Source organism: Streptomyces bathyalis (assembly GCF_015910445.1).
Taxonomy (GTDB): Bacteria; Actinomycetota; Actinomycetes; order Streptomycetales; family Streptomycetaceae; genus Streptomyces; species Streptomyces bathyalis.
This window is the reverse complement of record NZ_CP048882.1, coordinates 4210535-4225776: the sequence shown is the minus strand read 5'-3', so window position 1 is coordinate 4225776 and position 15242 is coordinate 4210535. Positions and strand designations below refer to the sequence as shown.

Here is a 15242-nt window from a genome sequence, read left to right as displayed (position 1 = left end):
GGCTTGGGGTCAGGGCGCCCTCTCGACGGCCCACTGGGTGATGGGCATCGCCTGCCGCCACCCGGTGAAACCGCCGACGGGCGCGGCGTGTGCCACCGACAGCCGCACCAGGTCCCCGCCGAGCCGCTTGTGCCACTGGGCCAGCAACGCCTCCGACTCCAGTGTCACGGTGTTGACGACGAGCCGCCCGCCGCCCGGCAGCCGGTCCCAGCATGCTTCGAGCAGACCGGGCGCGGTGAGTCCGCCTCCGATGAACACCGCGTCGGGAGTGGGCAGTTGGGTCAGGCTCTCCGGTGCGGTACCGGTCACGACGCGCAGGCCGGGCACGCCGAGGCGGTCCGCGTTGCGTTGGATGCGCTCCGCGCGTACGGGATCACGCTCGACCGCCACGGCCGCGCACGACGGGTGCGTGCGCATCCACTCGACGCAGATCGAGCCGGAGCCCGCGCCGACGTCCCAGAGCAGTTCGCCGGGGGCGGGAGCCAGCGCGCCGAGCGTGGCGGCGCGCACGTACCGCTTGGTGAGCTGCCCGTCGTGCTCGTACGCGTCGTCCGGCAGCCCGGGAACGGCACCGAGCCGCAGCGCGTCCGGGGCGCGGCGGCACTCGACGGCGACGATGTTCAGGGCGTCGACGGATGTACCGGGCCACTCCTCGGCCGTGGTCACCGACGTGACGCGCTCTCGCTCGCTGCCGAGCTGTTCGAGCACACGCATCCGGCTCGGACCGAACCCGCGGTCACGCAGCAACTCGGCCACCTCGCCGGGGGTTCCGGTGCCTGCACTGAGCACCAGCAGCCGCCGCCCCTCGTGCAGGGCGGCCGTGAGCCGTGCGGCGGGACGGCCGACGAGGGTGACGACCTCGGTGTCCTCCAGCGGCCAGCCGAGCCGGGCGCACGCGTAGGAGACGGACGACGGGTGCGGCAGGATTCGCAGCCGCTCCCGGCCGAGCTCCTCGCCCAGCAGCTTTCCGATCCCGTAGAAGGAGGGATCGCCGCTGGCGAGGACGGCGATGCGTCGGCCGGCGTGTTCCGCGATCAGGCCGGGCACTGCGGGGCGCAGAGGCGAAGGCCAGCTGACCCGCTCCCCCTCGCACTCCGGCGGCAGCAACGCCAGCTGGCGCCCGCCACCGATGAGCACGTCGGCCCCGCTGAGCGCGGCGCGCGATGCTCCGGGAAGTCCGTCCCAGCCGTCCGCCCCGATCCCGACGACGGTCACGTCCGGCGCTGCCGGGGATGCACTGGTCACTGCCTGATTCCTAGGGGCTCTGAACGGGGGGACCGAGTCGCACTCTACTGAGCCGCGGCTCCGCGCCCCTGCCGGGGCTCGGCTCCGAGCGGCCCAGTTGCTCGTCAGGAGAGCGACGCCGGCCTGTCCGGCGCCTGTCGAACGTCACCCGAAGGGGCCGCATCAGCGGGATGCGGATCGGATCCTATTCGCCCGGGTTGATCCACAGCTGGATGGCGAGGCCGATACCGATCAGTGCGACCAGCCAGCGCAGCAGCGTGGCCGGCAGTCGGCGGGCAACCCTCGGGCCGAGCGTGGAGCCGATGAACATGCCGAGGCCCAGCGGCAGCACCGCCACCCAGTCGACGGGTCCGAAGACAGCGAAGACGAGGGCCGAGACGAGTGTCAGGGCGCCGATGAGCATGTTCTTCAGGGCGTTGGCGGTGGCCATGTGTGGCTCGGCCGTGATCAGCAGGAGAGCGAGGGTCATCACGCCGGACCCGGCGCCGAAATAGCCGCCGTACACGGACACCGCGATCAGCCCCACGGGAAGAACCGCACCCCGCACCCCCGAGGTGTGACCGTGCCGGCGCCTCGACGCGTCGCCGACGAGCCAGGGCTGTACGAGCAGAGCAAGCGAACCGGCGGCCACCAGGAACGGCACCACGCGAGCGAACGTCCCCGGCGGCGTGGACAGCAACAGCACCGAACCCATCGCTCCGCCGAGGGCCGACAGCAGCACCCAGCGGCGCAGCCACCGTCCCCGTCCCGCCAGCTCGGGCTGGGAGGCGAGAGCCGCGCCGGGCCAGCAGGCCACGCCCGCCACGAGGTTGGTCACGTTCGCCGACAGAGCGGGAAGGCCCACGGCCAGCAGGGCGGGATAGGAGAGCAACGAAGTGATGCCGCCCGCCGACCCGACAAGCCCGGCGATGACCCCTGCGGCGGCCAGCAGCGCAATGTCGTCGAGGCCCGTCATGACCGGACCGCCCGAGCCGCGGTCATGCGATCGATGGTCTCCATGACCTCCAACGGAAGGGCCCTCCCCCGGTCAAGCCCCACAACGAGCAGCTCGTGCCAGTGTAGGGACGATCAAGATCCGCCCCTCCGCCGCCCCCGGCCCGGCCACGCGCCCATCCGCTGCGGCACGGGAGCGTCCCGGGCAGGCGGCCACGCGAACCGACCCACGATCGATGCGCTCGGCCGCGTCACCTCGGTCCCGCCCGGCCCCGAGCGAGCCGGGCCACCAGCCGTTCGGAAATCGCCGAACCCCGGCGCGACCACTGGCACCGGGGTTCGACGGCAAGAGAAGACCAGCTGCGTCATCGCACGCGAGCGACGCGATGAGGTGACCGCTCATGGGAGTTGGGGTGCTCGCCTCCGGTCAGTGGGGCGGCCTGGGCAGTTGCGTGAACGTGCACGGCCCGAGCGGCTGGCCGGCGGTGGCGGCGCACGAGCCCTCCCAGGCCCGTCCGTTCTTGGTCAGCACGGAGATGAACACCGGCCCGCCGGCGACGTCCCGGGTGTTGGAGGCCACCGATACGTCGGTGACGTGGCGGGGGGCTCTCGCGTTGACCCAGCCGCCGACGGGCGTCCCGGGCGTTGTGCGCTCGTCACGGCTTCACCCACGAGCGCCCCAGGTTGGTCTGATCGACCGCGGCCGGTACAGCGGGCCAGGGGCCCCGGCTTCGCCGGGTGGAACCGACAGAGCCCGGGTCGATGCTCGACCCGGGCTCGTGCCGACGGTGACAGTGCCGTCAGTTCACATCAGTACACGCTGACGCCATAGGCGTTGAGCGCTTCGGTGACGGGCTGGAAGAACGTCGTACCGCCCGAGGAGCAGTTGCCACTGCCGCCCGAGGTCAGGCCGATGGCCCTGCTCCCCGAACGCAGCGAGCCGCCGCTGTCGCCCGGCTCGGCACAGACGTTCGTCTGGATCATGCCGTAGACGATGTCGCCGCCTCCGTAGTTCACGGTGGCGTTCAGGCCGGTGACGGTGCCGCTGTGGGTGCCTGTCGTGCTGCCGTGCCGGGTGACGGACATCCCGACTGTGGCGTTGGCCGCGCTGGTGATGTCGGCGCCTCCCGCGGTGCCAGGGTGGCTGGCGGACGCGGAGCTGTAGCGGATGAGGCCGTAGTCGTTGACCGGGAAGCTCGACCCGACGGTCGGGCCGATCGTGGAGGTGCGGGCCGAGTTGGACCACCACGTGCCGGCGCCGTCCGTGCAGTGCCCGGCGGTGACGATGTAGTACGTGGTGCCGCTGCGGACGTTGAAGCCCGCCGAGCAGCGCCAGCTGCTGGCGTAGATGGCGTCGCCGCCCTGGAGCAGCTTGCGGATCTTGCCAGGAGTGCGCTCGATCTTCAGGGCCGCGGCCTCGGAGCCGGTCGCCTTCTTGATCTTGGCTATCTCGGCGCGGGAGACGGTGCTGTCCGCCGTGACGACGAGGGTGTCGGTCTTCTTGTCCACGTGCCACGCGGTGCCGGCGACGTCGGCGTCGAGCACCGCGTCACTCGCCGCGGACAGCTGGGAGGCGCTGAACCGGGGGGTGGGGGCGTCGGCAGCAACGGCAGGCGTGGTGAGCGCTGCAGCGGCGACCAGTCCGGACGCGATGGCGATCAGCCGGATGCGTCTCTGGGTGCCCGTGGTGGGGGTGATGCGCCTGATCCTCACTAATGCCTCCAGGAGGGGAATCGGGGACCCGTTTCACGGGCCCGTACGGCGCAGTCATGGGCACGGCGGAGCTGTGGCTCTCGTGCCCATGACAAGCGCCGAGAGGGAGTATTTGGTGCCCCCGAACCGAAAGACAAGAGGCTTGTCCGTTGTGATTCATGTTTTGACTGATCTAACCCCTTCTGTAGTGCTGTTTTCTGACAAGACAGTTGTGAGGGTGAGAAAAAGTGACGAAGCGGAAGGACGTGCGGACGACAGGACACCGGGGTCCGCGTGAGGATGAACCGGGTGATCAGCCGTGCCAGGACCGGGAGTTGACCACGACGACGGCCGATCGGACCGGCCACCGGGACAGCACCGGCGAGCGTCGTGGTCGGCCCCCTGTCACCGCTTACTGCGCTGGGCGGCCACGATCTGCCTGATCGTGCCTTCGGCGCCGGAGCGGCGCTGGACCTTCTCCGCGAAGCCGGGGAACTGCCCCGCGATGGCGCTGAGCAGCCTCATCTCCGGCGGGGCGACGTTGAGTTCGCACAGATCCCGTTCGACGGCACGCGTAACGCCCGCCGCGACCTGTGCGGGAGAGACCGTGCGCATGCCGCCGGGCGGTGTGGCGCCCGTCGCCGCGAACATGCCCGCATCACGTACGAAGCCGGGCTGAACGACGGAGACTCCCACTCCTGTTCCGTGCAGGTCCTGCCGGAAGCCGGCCGCGAAGCCGCGCAGACCGAACTTGGTCGCGTTGTAGAGGGACGAGGACTTGGTGGCCGCCTTGCCGGAGATGGAGCCGATCATGGCGATGTGGCCCCGCCCCGCCCCGACCATGCGCGGGGCGAGGAGCCGGGCCAGGACGATCGGGGCGCGGAGATTGACGGTCAGGGCCCGGTCGATCTGCTCGGGTGTGTAGTCGAGGAGATCGCCGCTGGAGGGGAGGGCGGCGTTGGCTATGAGGATGTCGGTGTCGGCACAGCTTTCGGCGAGACGGTCGACGTCGGCCGGGTCGGCGAGATCTGCGACGACGGCGCGGGCGCCGAACTCGTCCGCGATCGACTCCAGGGCATCGGCACGGCGCCCGGAGACAACCAACTTGGCTCCCCTGGCTGTGAGTTCACGCGCGAGGGCGTGGCCGATACCGCCCGTGGCGCCGGTGAGCAGAACGGTTGATCCGGTGATGCGCATGGTTCAGGCCTCCCATATATTGTTCGTTCGAACGAACAATATATGGGGAACGGCACGGCCACGGCGGGCCTTTGAACGGCTCGGCTCGGAGCTCGGATCGGAGCTCGGACGGGCGGCACGTCCGACGAAGCCGGAGTCGACGAGGCCGCCTCCGGGCCACCCAACTCGCCATCGGACGCTGCCTATCGGTGAGCCGACAGCTGCCGCTCATGCGGCAGGGACTCGAATGGAACAATGATCCGCGTGCCCAAGGCCTCCGAGACCCGCCAGCGAATCATCGACGCGGTCCTGCGCATCATCGGACAGGACGGCATCGCAGGCGTCACCAACCGGCGGATCGCCACGGAGGCCGCGATCTCCCTCGGCTCCGTCACGTACCACTTCGAGACGCAGCACGAGTTGCTGCGCGAGAGCCTGTTGCACTTCGTCGCGGAGGAGACCCGGCGTCTCGCCGAGCTCGCCGATCAGTGCCAGGCGCAAGTGATCGACCTCGACGGCGCCGCAGCGATGGTCGCCCAGGTCGCGGGCGGCACCGAGTTCGACAGCAGGCACATCGCACCCTTCGAGCTGTACATCCAGGCAGGCCGCGACGAGCGGCTGCGGGCCGCGGCAACCGACTGTTTCGACGCGTACGACCAGCTCGCCGCCCAGATCCTGACCGGGCTCGGCGTGCCGGATGCCGAACGGCTCGCACGTACCTGTGTGGCCCTCGTCTTCGGCCAGCAACTGCGCCGCCTGGCAACCGGATCACCCGCCGAGGAACTCGTCGACGCGCTGCTGGTTCTCCTGCCCGGGTTGCACGGCGACTGACGTGCGCCTGCCGCAACTCGTCGGCACGCAGCGGTAATTGGTGCCTGTCCGGGCTCCCGCGTCGCCACGTCACCGCGTCACCGAACGGCGCCCGACACCGCCGAGCCGCGGTCTCAGGGCGTGCGCGGCCTCAGGGCGTGCGCGACCTCAGGGCTTGCGTGCCAGGCCTCCCACGATGAGCCGCTCCCAGACGGACAGCTCGTGTTCTGACGAGCTGATGCTGGTCAACTCCCCTGCCGAGTCGGGCCGCCACAGGGAGCAGGGCACGATGCCCGGCTCAAGGATCTCCAGGCCGTCGAAGAGGGAACGGATCTCCTCGTCGGTCCGCCATCGCCCGCGGCCGAAGGTGGCTTGGAGCACCGCCTCGGCCTCGAGGGTCTCCGGGTTGTCGCCGCTGCGGAAGTGGGAGATGAAGAAGTAGCTGCCCGAGAGGACCTGCTCCTGCCAGTAGCGGACGATCGCGCCGGGGCCCTCGTCGTCGTTGAAGTGGTGCAGGACGGCGCTGTGGATCACGGCCACGGGACGCTCGAAGTCGATCAGGCCGGTGGTGTCCGGATGCTCTCGGATGCTCCGGGGGTCCCGGCCATCGGCTGGGACGACGCGGGTGCCCGGGTTGTCCTCGAGCAGGGCGCGGCCGTGGGCGAGGACGATGGGGTCGCTGTCGATGTAGACGACGCGGGCGTCGGGGGCGTGGCGTTGCGCGACCTGGTGGACGTTGTCCGCGGTCGGCAGCCCGCTGCCGATGTCGATGAACTGGTCGATCCCCGCGAGCGCGATCTCCCGCACGGCGCGTATCAGGTTCTGCCGGTTGGCGTGCGCGATGGCCACCGACCCGGGCAGATCGTTCTTGAACTTGTCCCCGATGGCACGGTCCGCCTCGTAGTTGTCCTTGCCGCCGAGGAGATAGTCGTAGACCCGGGCGATACTCGGCTTCGACTGATCCACTTCGGAAGAGGCCTCGGTCATGACAACTGCCTTTCCGTCGGCGCGGGTTGCGAAGCGTCATCGTAGGAGAGAGCGGTGGTTCCCGGGACCGGTCCGGGATTTCGGGATCTGCGCCTCCCCGCCCGCCTGGCAGGGGTGCTGCGTGCAGTGAGATCACGCGAATGACCAGCGCGCGCAGAGAAAGGGTGGGACCCAGCGAGTGGGTCCCACCCTCCTTGTCGTTCACCGGAGTTGCCGCTCTTGCCGTTCACCTGTGTTGCCGCGAGGTCCATCGGGCCCCGGCCGTACGGGAGTTGGTCAAAGGCTGGTGGCCGTGTCCGTCCCGTTCCCGGCGACCTACTTGCGGACCTTGTTGTCCTTGGCAGGCGGCGCGAGTTGCGAGGCGGGAGGTGTGACGACGGTCGCGGGGTTGGTGCATCCGGGCACGCTGCCCGCGGGGCTGCAGTTGTCCGGCCTGTTGCGGACGACCCTGCTGTCGGTGAGCGTGACCTGACCGCCCGGTTCATTGAGGATGCCGCCACCGGCGGTGATCGCCGTGTTGCGCGTGACCAGGCTCCGTACCAGCGTGACGGTACTGGTGCCGAGCACGGAGTTGTTCGAGATACCCGCGCCCGACACGGCGATGTTGTCGCGGACAGTGGTCGACCTCAGGTGCAGGGTCGAGGCATTCGTGTTGCGGAGGCCGCCACCGATCGTGGCCGTGTTCCCCCTGACCGATACGGAGTCCAGGGACGCGGTGCCCCCGATGTTTTCCAGACCGCCGCCAGGACCGGTGACTGCACGGTTCCTGAGCAGGGCCCCGCCCTTCATCGTCATCGTGCCGTTGCCGCCGTTGACGATTCCACCGCCGAAGCTGCTTGCGGTGTTGCGCTCGACGGTGCTGCGGTCGAGGTCGATCCGTCCACCGCTGTTGCCGATGCCGCCACCCGTGCCGGCAAGGTTGTTCCTGACGACCGTGCGGTTCAGGTTCAGCGTGCCGTTGGTGTTCGCGATGCCGCCGCCGGAGAGGGTGGCGCCCACGCGGCCGTTGCTGACGGTGAGCGAGTTCAGGGTGAGGGTGCCGCCGGAGACGACGTGCAGGATGCGGAAGTCCTGCGTCGCACTCGGGGCACGCCGGATGGTGGTGTCCCGGCCGGTGATCGTCACGTTCCCGGTGATCTCCGGAAGCCCGTCGTCGGCATTGTCGGGGGTGGTCAGGTTGTAGGTGCAGTGGGGTGCGAGCGTGATGCGGCCGGCATTGGGGCTGGCGTTGGCCCGGTTGATCGCGTTCACCAGGCCGGTGATGTCGTTGCACCGCACATGAGCACCGGCCGCTGCTTTCGCCGACCCGGTCGGCAGGACCGCAAGGGACAGCCCCACACCGAACGCGGCCGCCACGGCACCGGACCGCAAGACGTTCTTCATCGCTACGACTCCCTCGAGACTGGAGAGTGAAACGGCACGTCACCGGCAGCCAGCGGCAATGCTGGAGGAGCCGGGGTGCTGAGATGACGTCTCATCCGTAGCCCCAGGTGACGGCAGCCTCACCTGGCCCACCGCCGAACGGCCCCAGCCCCCTCGCAGACCTCCAACCCGGCGCCCCTCGGCCGAGGTTGCGGCGGCCGGTCCGAAATCGCGTGGCTTCCGCACACGTCAGAGTCCGAGGGCGGCAACCGGGCTCCACGAACCTGGGCGCCGACGGCCCTCAACAGCCGACTGGAGACGTCGGCTTGAGAGTTGACCCCGTTTTTGCCGATGGTTCCGCTGATGTCGTCGCAGAGCGGGCACATAGGATCGCCGGCATGGCACTGCGACCTGTTCAGGTGAACATCAAGGCCCTCGATCACTCGGCGGTCGGCCGGTTCTGGGCGGAGGCGCTCGGCTGGAGTGTTCGCGGCGGGGAATCCGGCATGACGACCTACGTCGGACCCGCCGGCGACTTCGCTTGGCCCGACCCGGTCGCGCTCGGCATCGACTTCATCACCGTCCCGGAGCCCAAGACGACGACAAAGAACCGGGTGCACCTCGACCTCGCCACCACCTCCGAGGTCCATCAGGCGGAGCTGGTCGCGCGTCTGCAGGCTCTCGGTGGGACGCCCGCCCACGTGGGCCAGGGCGAAGTGCCGTGGACGGTCCTCGCAGACCCGGAGGGCAACGAGTTCTGCGTGCTGGAGCCTCGGGAGATCTACCAGGACACCGGTCCGATCGCCGCGGTGGTGGTCGACTGCGAGGATCCGCGGGCCATGGCCCGGTTCTGGGGTCAGGCGACGGACTGGACCCTGCATGAGGTGACTGACGATCAGGCAGTGTTCCGCTCCGCAAAGGGTGTCGGCCCGTACCTCGAGTTCCTTCGCACGCCCGGCGTGAAGACCGTGCCGGACCGCGTCCACCTCGACCTGCTGCCGTACCCCGGTGACGACAAGGCAGCGGAGGCGGCCCGGCTGCGCGCCCTCGGCGCCGCCGACCTCGACGTCGGCCAGGGTGACGTCCCATGGACGTGCCTGACCGACCCGGAGGGCCACGAGTTCTGCGTCCTCGGCCCGTCCTGACGCGCCGTCCTCGGCCCGTCCTGACGCGAAGCGTGTTCCGTTCTCGGATTCCTACCTTCGGGACTTGCTCTCCGTGGCCGGCGCGGGCAGCTGCGGGGCCGGAAGCGTGACGGCGTTCGCGGGGTCGGGGTTGGTGCACCCCGGCACACTCCCTGCGGGGCTGCAGTTGTCCGGTGTGTTGCGGATGACCTTGCTGTCGATGAGGGTGACCCGGCTGGGGGGCGGGTTGTCGATGCCGCCGCCGTTGTTGATGGCCGTGTTCCGCGTGACCAGGCTTCGCATCAGAGTGGCTGTGGAGTCGAGGTTCGAGAGGCCCGCGCCTGACACAGCGACGTTGTTGCTGACGGTGCTGGACGTGAGGCGCAGTACGCCCCTCTGTGTCTGACGGATGCCGCCACCCAGAAGGGCCGTGTTCCCCCTCACGGATACCGAGTTCAGGTGAGCGGTGGCCTGGCGGATGTTCTCCAAACCGCCGCCGTTGCCGATCGGGGACCGGTTGTTGATCAGGGACCCGCCCCTCATCTTCATCGTGCCGCTGTCGGTGTTGAAGACGCCGCCACCGGCGGTGGCGCCGACGGTGGTGTTGGTGTTGCGCTCGACGGTGGTGCGGTCGAGGTTGAGGCGTCCGCCGAAGTTGTGGACGCCGCCACCCTGCGAAGCCTCGTTGCCCCTGATGATCGAGCGGTTCAGGTTCAGCGTGCCGTTGGTGTTCGCGATGCCCCCGCCCATGGTGTCGGCAAGGGAGAGGCGTCCCCCGCTGACCGTGATCGAGTTCAGGGTGAGGGTGCCGCCGGAGACGACGTGGAAGATCCGGAAGTCCTGCGTCGCACTCGGGGCACGCCGGATGGTGGTGTCGCGGCCGGTGATCGTCACGTCCCCGGTGATCTCCGGAAGCCCGTCGTCCGCGTTGTCGGGCGCGGTCAGGCTGTAGGTGCAGTGGGACGCGAGGACGATGCGGCCGGCATTGGCGCTGGCGTTGGCCCGGTTGATCGCGTTCTTCAGCGCGGTGATGTCGTTGCACGGCACACGGATCGCCGCCGCTGCACCGGCCGGCACGGCCGGCAGGACAGCGAGGGACAGCCCCACACCGATCGCGGCGGTCGCGGCACCGGACCGCAAGATGATCTTCATCGCTACGCCTTCCTCAGCGGTCGAGAGTGAACGGCACGTCACCGGCGCCCGGCGGCTTGCTGGGCAATCGGAATGATCAGACGACGTTCCATCCGTAACCGCTGCCGCGCGCAACTTCACCTGGCCTACCGCCGAACGGCCTCCGGCCCTCGCACCTCCGGCCCGCGACACCGTCCTGGCCGCGCTGTCGCTCCCGACGGCCTACTTGCGGGCCTTGCTGCCTTTGGCAGGCGGGGAGACCTGCGAGCTCAGCGGAGTCACCGTGCGCGTGGGGTCGGTGCATCCGGAGACGCTGCCCGCGGGGCTGCAGTTGTCCGGCCTGTTGCGGACGACCCTGCTGTCCCTGAGCATGACCGAGCTGGAGTTCTCGTTGAAGATGCCTCCGCCCGCGGTGATCGCCGTGTTGCGCGTCACCAGGCTTCGGACCAGCGTCGCCGTGCTGAAGGAGTTTCTGAGGCCCGCTCCGGTCACCGCGATGTTGTTGCTGAGGGTGGCCGACTTCAGGTGGAGGGTGCCGACGAACTGGTTGATGCCGCCGCCCCGGGGAGCCGTGTTTCCCTTGACCGCGACGGAGTCCAGGTTCGCGGTGCTTCTGAGGTTCTCCAGGCCGCCACCGCCGTCGTTGAGTGCCCTGTTGTTGAGCAGCGCCCCGCCCTTCATCGTCAGCGTGCCGGGTTGGTCGAGGAGTTGGTTGCGTCCGTTGAGGATTCCGCCGCCGTTCCGGGTCGCGGTGTTGCGCTCGACGGTGCTGTGGTCGAGGTTGAGCCGTCCGCCGGTGTTGTGGATGCCTGCGCTCGTCTCAGCGCGGTTGTCCCTGACGGTTGTCCGGTTCAGGTTCAGCGTGCCGTTGTTCCACAGGCCCCCACCGGCGAAATTCGGCAGACTGCCACCGCTGACCGTGAGCGAGTCGAGGGTGAGAGTGCGTGGGCCGCCGGCGGCCGGTACGTGGAAGATCCGGAAGTCCTGCGTCGCGCTCGGGGAGCGGCGGATGGTGGTGTCGCGGCCGGTGATCGTCACGTTCCCGGTGATCTCGGGGAGCCCGTCGTCGGGGTTGTCGGCTGTGGTGAGCGTGTAGGTGCAGTGGGACGCGAGGACGATGCGCCCGGCATTGGCGCTGGCATTGGCCCGGTTGATCGCGTTCTTCAGGGCGGTGATGTCGTTGCACGGCACGCGGATCGCCGCCGCTGCGCCGGCCGGGACGGCCGGCAGGACAGCGAGGGACAGCCCCACACCGATGGCCGCGGTCACGGCACCGGATCGCAGAATGATCTTCATCGCTACGCCTTCCTCATCGGTCGGGAGTGAATCGGCACCGGCACCCATCGGCCACGCGGGCGGGCCGGATCGAGTTGACGTGTCGTCGGTAACCGCAGACGCAGCGGCCTCACTTGGCCTACCGCCGAACGGGCCCGGCTGCGCAGGCCCTTCGAACCGACGCAAGGGCGGGACCCAGAGTGGGCCCCGCCCTTCTGCGCCGCGCACCGGTGCGTGCTACGAGCCATCAGCCGTACCGGAGCCGGTCAGAGGCGCATGGCCGTATTCCGTTCCCGGCGGCCTACTTGCGGACCTTGCTGTCCTTGGAGGGCGGGGGCAGCTGCGAGGCCGGAGGTGCGACGGTGGCCGCAGGGTTGGTGCATCCGGGAACGCTGCCCGCGGGGCTGCAGTTGTCCGGAGTGTTACGGACGACCCTGCTGTCGGTGAGCGTGACCTGACCGCCACCCTGGTTGAGGATGCCGCCACCCGCGGTGATCGCCGTATTCCGCGTGACCAGGCTTCGGACCAGCGTGGCGGGGCTGGCGTTGTTCGAGATTCCAGCGCCGAACACAGCGATGTTGTCCCGGACAGTGCTCGACTCCATGCGCAGGGTCGAGCCATTCGTGTTGCGGATGCCGCCACCCACGATGGCGGTGTTGCCCCGCACCGAGACGGACCGCAGAGTCGCGGTACCGAGGATGTTCTCGAGCCCGCCTCCGTTGTCGGTGGCGGCCCGGTTCTTGAGCAGGGCCCCGCCCTCCATCGTCAGTGTGCCGTTGCCGCCGTTGACGATTCCGCCGCCGAAGCTGCTCGCGGTGTTGCGCTCGACGGTGGTGCGGTCGAGGTCGACCCGTCCACCGGTGTTGCCGATGCCACCGCCCTCCCGGGCTGAATTGCCCTTGAGGACCGTGCGATTCAGGTTCAGCGTCCCCCCGAAGTTCAGGATGCCGCCGCCAAAGCCGCTGGCAAGGCTGCCGCCGCTGACCGCCAGGGAATCGAGAGTGAGGTTTCCCCCCACCTGCACATGGAAGATGCGGAAGTCCTGCGTCGCGCTCGGGGCGCGGCGGATGGTGGTGTCCCGGCCGGAGATCGTCACGTTCCCGGTGATCTCCGGAAGCCCGTCGTCGGCATTGTCGGGTGCGGTCAGGTTGTAGGTGCAGTGGGACGCAAGGACGATGCGGCCGGCATTGGCGCTGGCGTTGGCCCGGTTGATCGCGTTCTTCAGGGCGGTGATGTCGTTGCACGGCACGCGGATCGCCGCTGCCGCGCCGGCCGGGACGGCCGGCAGGACCGCAAGGGACAGCCCCACACCGAACGCGGCCGCCACGGCACCGGACCGCAAGATGATCTTCATCGCTACGACTCCCTCGACGCTGGAGAGTGAAACGGCACGTCACCGGCAGCCAGCGGCAATGCTGGTCGAACCGGGGTGCTGAGATGACGTCTCATCCGTAACCGCAGGTGACGGCAGCCTCACCTGGCCCGCCGCCGAACGGCCTCAGCCCCTCGCAGACCTCCAACCCGGCGCCCCTCGGCCGAGGTTGCGGCGGCCGGTCCGGAATCGGCGTGACTTCCGCACACGTCAGAGGTTCAAGGTCGGCAACCGGCACCTCACGAACCTCAGGGAGTCCTCCGCGACAGCCGTGTGCACGTCCTGCCCGACAGACACACTTGCAAGCAGGGCGCTTGCAAAAGTTAGCAAAGCCAGGCATGGTGGTGGCCATGGCTTCCCTGAACGTCGGCAATGTGGGCGAGTTCCTGCGTGAGCAGCGGCGCAACGCCAAGCTCTCGCTGCGGCAGCTCGCCGACGCCGCCGGGGTGTCCAACCCGTACCTGAGCCAGATCGAGCGCGGCCTGCGCAAGCCGAGCGCCGACATCCTGCAGCAGCTGGCCAAGGCCCTGCGGATCTCGGCCGAGACGCTGTACGTGCAGGCCGGAATCCTCGACGAGCGGGAGCGGGACGATCTGCTGCAGGTACCGGCAGCGATCCTCGCCGATCCGTCGATCAACGAGGGTCAGAAGCAGGCGCTGCTGCAGATCTACGAGTCCTTCCGCAAGGAGAACGGGTCCGCGCAGCAGAACGGCGCCGGCCGGGATGCCGGGGAGGACAGACGCGGCGAGCACGCCGGCCGCAGGCGCGGCAAGGACAACGAAGGCTCGGAGAACGCGGAGAACGCCGAGAACGCCGGGGAAGACGAAGCCGAGGCCACAGGGGCCGACGCCCGATAGCAGTCAGTCCACAGGGAGAGACCTCTCATGCCCAGCACGAACGACATTCGCAACACCCTCACCGACCCCAAGCCCCTCTACTTCGCCGCCGGTGTGATCGACAAGATCCGCGAGGAGGCTCCCGAGCGCATCGCGGCCGTACGCGCGACCGACCCCAAGGAAGTCCAGGCGCGGTTCACGAAGCAGGCCAAGGAGACGCAGGCGAAGGTCAGTCAGACCCTGGGCAGCATCGACACCGACATCAAGAAGCTGCGCGAGCAGGCACAGCACCTGGCCCTGCAGAGCGTGGGCATCGCCGCGGAGTACGCGGTCAAGGCCCGCGAGGCGTACGACGAACTGGCGGACCGGGGCCGGGGCGCCGTGGCGAACTGGCGGGGCGAGGAATCCGGCACGACCGAGGTGACCGTCGAGCGCGAGCCGGTGAAGGTCGCCGAGCCGCCGGCCCAGCCGCGTGGCACCACGAAGCCCGGCGCGACCAGCACCACGAGCACGGCCGGCACCACCGGCACGACCGGTACGTCGAAGAACGGCCAGGGCTCCGCCGGCGCTGCCTCCTCCGCGGCCAAGAAGAGCGCAGCCGCCCGGAAGACCACCACGGCCAGGACGACCACCCCGAAGCCGGGCACGGCTAAGGCCAACGGGAGCAAGAAGACGCCCCCGAAGTCCGATTCCTGAGCCGACGCCCGCCTCCTCCCTGCCGAGCCGTTCGCCGGGCCCGGGTTCCCGGTCCGGCGAACGGGTACGGTGGCATGACGAGCGGCACCACAGCAGGCCGCCGGCCAGGCCACTCACGGATTACGGACTCGCAGGGAAGTGAACGACATGATGCAGGGATTCCAAGGGCTGCTGTGGGTGATTTCCCTGGTCCTGCTGGCGATGGCGGTGTTCGCGTTCATCGACGGTGCGATGCGCCGGACCGACGCCTATCCCGCCGCCGGCAAGCAGACCAAGCCGTTCTGGCTGATCATTCTCGGCCTCACGATCGCCGTGAACATCTACCCGATCGTCTTTCTGCAGATCGCGGGTCTGATCGCCACGATCGTCTACATCGTCGACGTACGTCCCGCGCTCAAGCAGGTCATGGGCGGCGGTCCGCGATTCGGCGGCAGCAGCAGCGACGGTCCCTACGGGCCGTTCAACGGCCGCTGAAAGCAAGCCTGTCGGGACTCCCCGGCCGGACACCGGGCTGCGGCAGCACGCTTCCAGTCGCACACGTGGCCGCGCGCCCTTGAGGCGCACTCCGCATCGGCACCGGGCTGCCCGCGGGCGCGGGCGTCC

Annotated in this window: 15 protein-coding genes; 5 read left to right on the top strand and 10 right to left on the bottom strand. The window is 69.4% G+C overall.

The genetic code is table 11. From position 1 onward, the window contains the following. Nucleotides 1–9: 9 nt before the first annotated feature. The 5 genes from cbiE to G4Z16_RS18345 all read right to left on the bottom strand — a co-directional run bounded on the left by cbiE (nt 10) and on the right by G4Z16_RS18345 (nt 5067). Nucleotides 10–1245, bottom strand: a complete 1236-nt coding sequence (cbiE, locus tag G4Z16_RS18365) for a precorrin-6y C5,15-methyltransferase (decarboxylating) subunit CbiE (RefSeq protein WP_246530930.1) — start codon at nt 1243–1245, stop codon at nt 10–12. Between the two features lie 184 nt (nt 1246–1429). Beyond that, a complete protein-coding gene (locus tag G4Z16_RS18360; RefSeq protein WP_197351826.1) occupies nt 1430–2200 on the bottom strand; it encodes a sulfite exporter TauE/SafE family protein in 771 nt (256 codons plus the stop codon). 405 nt (nt 2201–2605) lie between these two features. Beyond that, complete coding sequence (locus G4Z16_RS18355; RefSeq protein WP_197351825.1) at nt 2606–2758, bottom strand: hypothetical protein; 153 nt, start codon at nt 2756–2758, stop codon at nt 2606–2608. 230 nt (nt 2759–2988) lie between these two features. After that, complete coding sequence (locus tag G4Z16_RS18350) at nt 2989–3891, bottom strand: S1 family peptidase (RefSeq protein ID WP_197351824.1); 903 nt, start codon at nt 3889–3891, stop codon at nt 2989–2991. A gap of 384 nt (nt 3892–4275) precedes the next feature. Next, nucleotides 4276–5067, bottom strand: coding sequence for an SDR family NAD(P)-dependent oxidoreductase (locus G4Z16_RS18345; RefSeq protein ID WP_197351823.1), 792 nt, complete (start codon nt 5065–5067; stop codon nt 4276–4278). 243 nt (nt 5068–5310) lie between these two features. Here G4Z16_RS18345 and G4Z16_RS18340 point away from each other — a divergent pair, with 243 nt between their 5' ends. Further along, nucleotides 5311–5877, top strand: coding sequence for a TetR/AcrR family transcriptional regulator (locus tag G4Z16_RS18340; protein WP_246530929.1), 567 nt, complete (start codon nt 5311–5313; stop codon nt 5875–5877). Between the two features lie 147 nt (nt 5878–6024). On the opposite strand, the gene G4Z16_RS18335 is transcribed toward G4Z16_RS18340, so the two are convergent. Both G4Z16_RS18335 and G4Z16_RS18330 read right to left on the bottom strand, forming a co-directional pair. Beyond that, nucleotides 6025–6843, bottom strand: coding sequence for an SAM-dependent methyltransferase (locus tag G4Z16_RS18335; RefSeq protein WP_197351821.1), 819 nt, complete (start codon nt 6841–6843; stop codon nt 6025–6027). Nucleotides 6844–7158: 315 nt separating this feature from the next. Next, nucleotides 7159–8226, bottom strand: a complete 1068-nt coding sequence (locus G4Z16_RS18330) for a hypothetical protein (protein WP_197351820.1) — start codon at nt 8224–8226, stop codon at nt 7159–7161. Nucleotides 8227–8603: 377 nt separating this feature from the next. Here G4Z16_RS18330 and G4Z16_RS18325 point away from each other — a divergent pair, with 377 nt between their 5' ends. Beyond that, nucleotides 8604–9350, top strand: a complete 747-nt coding sequence (locus tag G4Z16_RS18325) for a VOC family protein (RefSeq protein WP_197351819.1) — start codon at nt 8604–8606, stop codon at nt 9348–9350. Nucleotides 9351–9401: 51 nt separating this feature from the next. Here G4Z16_RS18325 and G4Z16_RS18320 read toward each other — a convergent pair whose 3' ends face one another. The 3 genes from G4Z16_RS18320 to G4Z16_RS18310 all read right to left on the bottom strand — a co-directional run bounded on the left by G4Z16_RS18320 (nt 9402) and on the right by G4Z16_RS18310 (nt 13089). After that, on the bottom strand, nt 9402–10481 hold the full coding sequence (locus G4Z16_RS18320) for a right-handed parallel beta-helix repeat-containing protein (RefSeq protein WP_197351818.1): 1080 nt from the start codon (nt 10479–10481) through the stop codon (nt 9402–9404). Nucleotides 10482–10682: 201 nt separating this feature from the next. Next, nucleotides 10683–11756 (bottom strand): hypothetical protein, encoded by a 1074-nt coding sequence (locus G4Z16_RS18315; RefSeq protein WP_197351817.1) that lies wholly within the window; start codon nt 11754–11756, stop codon nt 10683–10685. A gap of 280 nt (nt 11757–12036) precedes the next feature. Next, nucleotides 12037–13089 carry a right-handed parallel beta-helix repeat-containing protein gene (locus G4Z16_RS18310; protein WP_197351816.1) on the bottom strand — a complete coding sequence of 351 codons (1053 nt, stop codon included), beginning with the start codon at nt 13087–13089 and terminating at the stop codon, nt 12037–12039. A gap of 368 nt (nt 13090–13457) precedes the next feature. On the opposite strand from G4Z16_RS18310, the gene G4Z16_RS18305 reads away from it, so the two are divergent. From G4Z16_RS18305 to G4Z16_RS18295, 3 genes are all read left to right on the top strand, one after another. Continuing rightward, on the top strand, nt 13458–13964 hold the full coding sequence (locus tag G4Z16_RS18305) for a helix-turn-helix domain-containing protein (RefSeq protein ID WP_197351815.1): 507 nt from the start codon (nt 13458–13460) through the stop codon (nt 13962–13964). A gap of 27 nt (nt 13965–13991) precedes the next feature. Then, on the top strand, nt 13992–14639 hold the full coding sequence (locus G4Z16_RS18300; RefSeq protein WP_197351814.1) for a hypothetical protein: 648 nt from the start codon (nt 13992–13994) through the stop codon (nt 14637–14639). A gap of 147 nt (nt 14640–14786) precedes the next feature. After that, entirely contained in the window at nt 14787–15113 is a 327-nt protein-coding gene (locus tag G4Z16_RS18295; protein ID WP_197351813.1) for a DUF2516 family protein, read from the top strand. The last annotated feature ends 129 nt before the right edge of the window (nt 15114–15242 follow it).

Excerpts from the sequence above, each read along its gene's own strand:
- G4Z16_RS18360 (WP_197351826.1), bottom strand. The coding sequence starts at position 2,200 with ATGACGGGCCTCGACGACATTGCGCTGCTGGCCGCCGCAGGGGTCATC.
- G4Z16_RS18345 (WP_197351823.1), bottom strand. The coding sequence starts at position 5,067 with ATGCGCATCACCGGATCAACCGTTCTGCTCACCGGCGCCACGGGCGGT.
- G4Z16_RS18335 (WP_197351821.1), bottom strand. The coding sequence starts at position 6,843 with ATGACCGAGGCCTCTTCCGAAGTGGATCAGTCGAAGCCGAGTATCGCC.
- G4Z16_RS18330 (WP_197351820.1), bottom strand. The coding sequence starts at position 8,226 with ATGAAGAACGTCTTGCGGTCCGGTGCCGTGGCGGCCGCGTTCGGTGTG.
- G4Z16_RS18325 (WP_197351819.1), top strand. The coding sequence starts at position 8,604 with ATGGCACTGCGACCTGTTCAGGTGAACATCAAGGCCCTCGATCACTCG.
- G4Z16_RS18320 (WP_197351818.1), bottom strand. The coding sequence starts at position 10,481 with ATGAAGATCATCTTGCGGTCCGGTGCCGCGACCGCCGCGATCGGTGTG.
- G4Z16_RS18315 (WP_197351817.1), bottom strand. The coding sequence starts at position 11,756 with ATGAAGATCATTCTGCGATCCGGTGCCGTGACCGCGGCCATCGGTGTG.
- G4Z16_RS18310 (WP_197351816.1), bottom strand. The coding sequence starts at position 13,089 with ATGAAGATCATCTTGCGGTCCGGTGCCGTGGCGGCCGCGTTCGGTGTG.
- G4Z16_RS18305 (WP_197351815.1), top strand. The coding sequence starts at position 13,458 with ATGGCTTCCCTGAACGTCGGCAATGTGGGCGAGTTCCTGCGTGAGCAG.
- G4Z16_RS18300 (WP_197351814.1), top strand. The coding sequence starts at position 13,992 with ATGCCCAGCACGAACGACATTCGCAACACCCTCACCGACCCCAAGCCC.
- G4Z16_RS18295 (WP_197351813.1), top strand. The coding sequence starts at position 14,787 with ATGATGCAGGGATTCCAAGGGCTGCTGTGGGTGATTTCCCTGGTCCTG.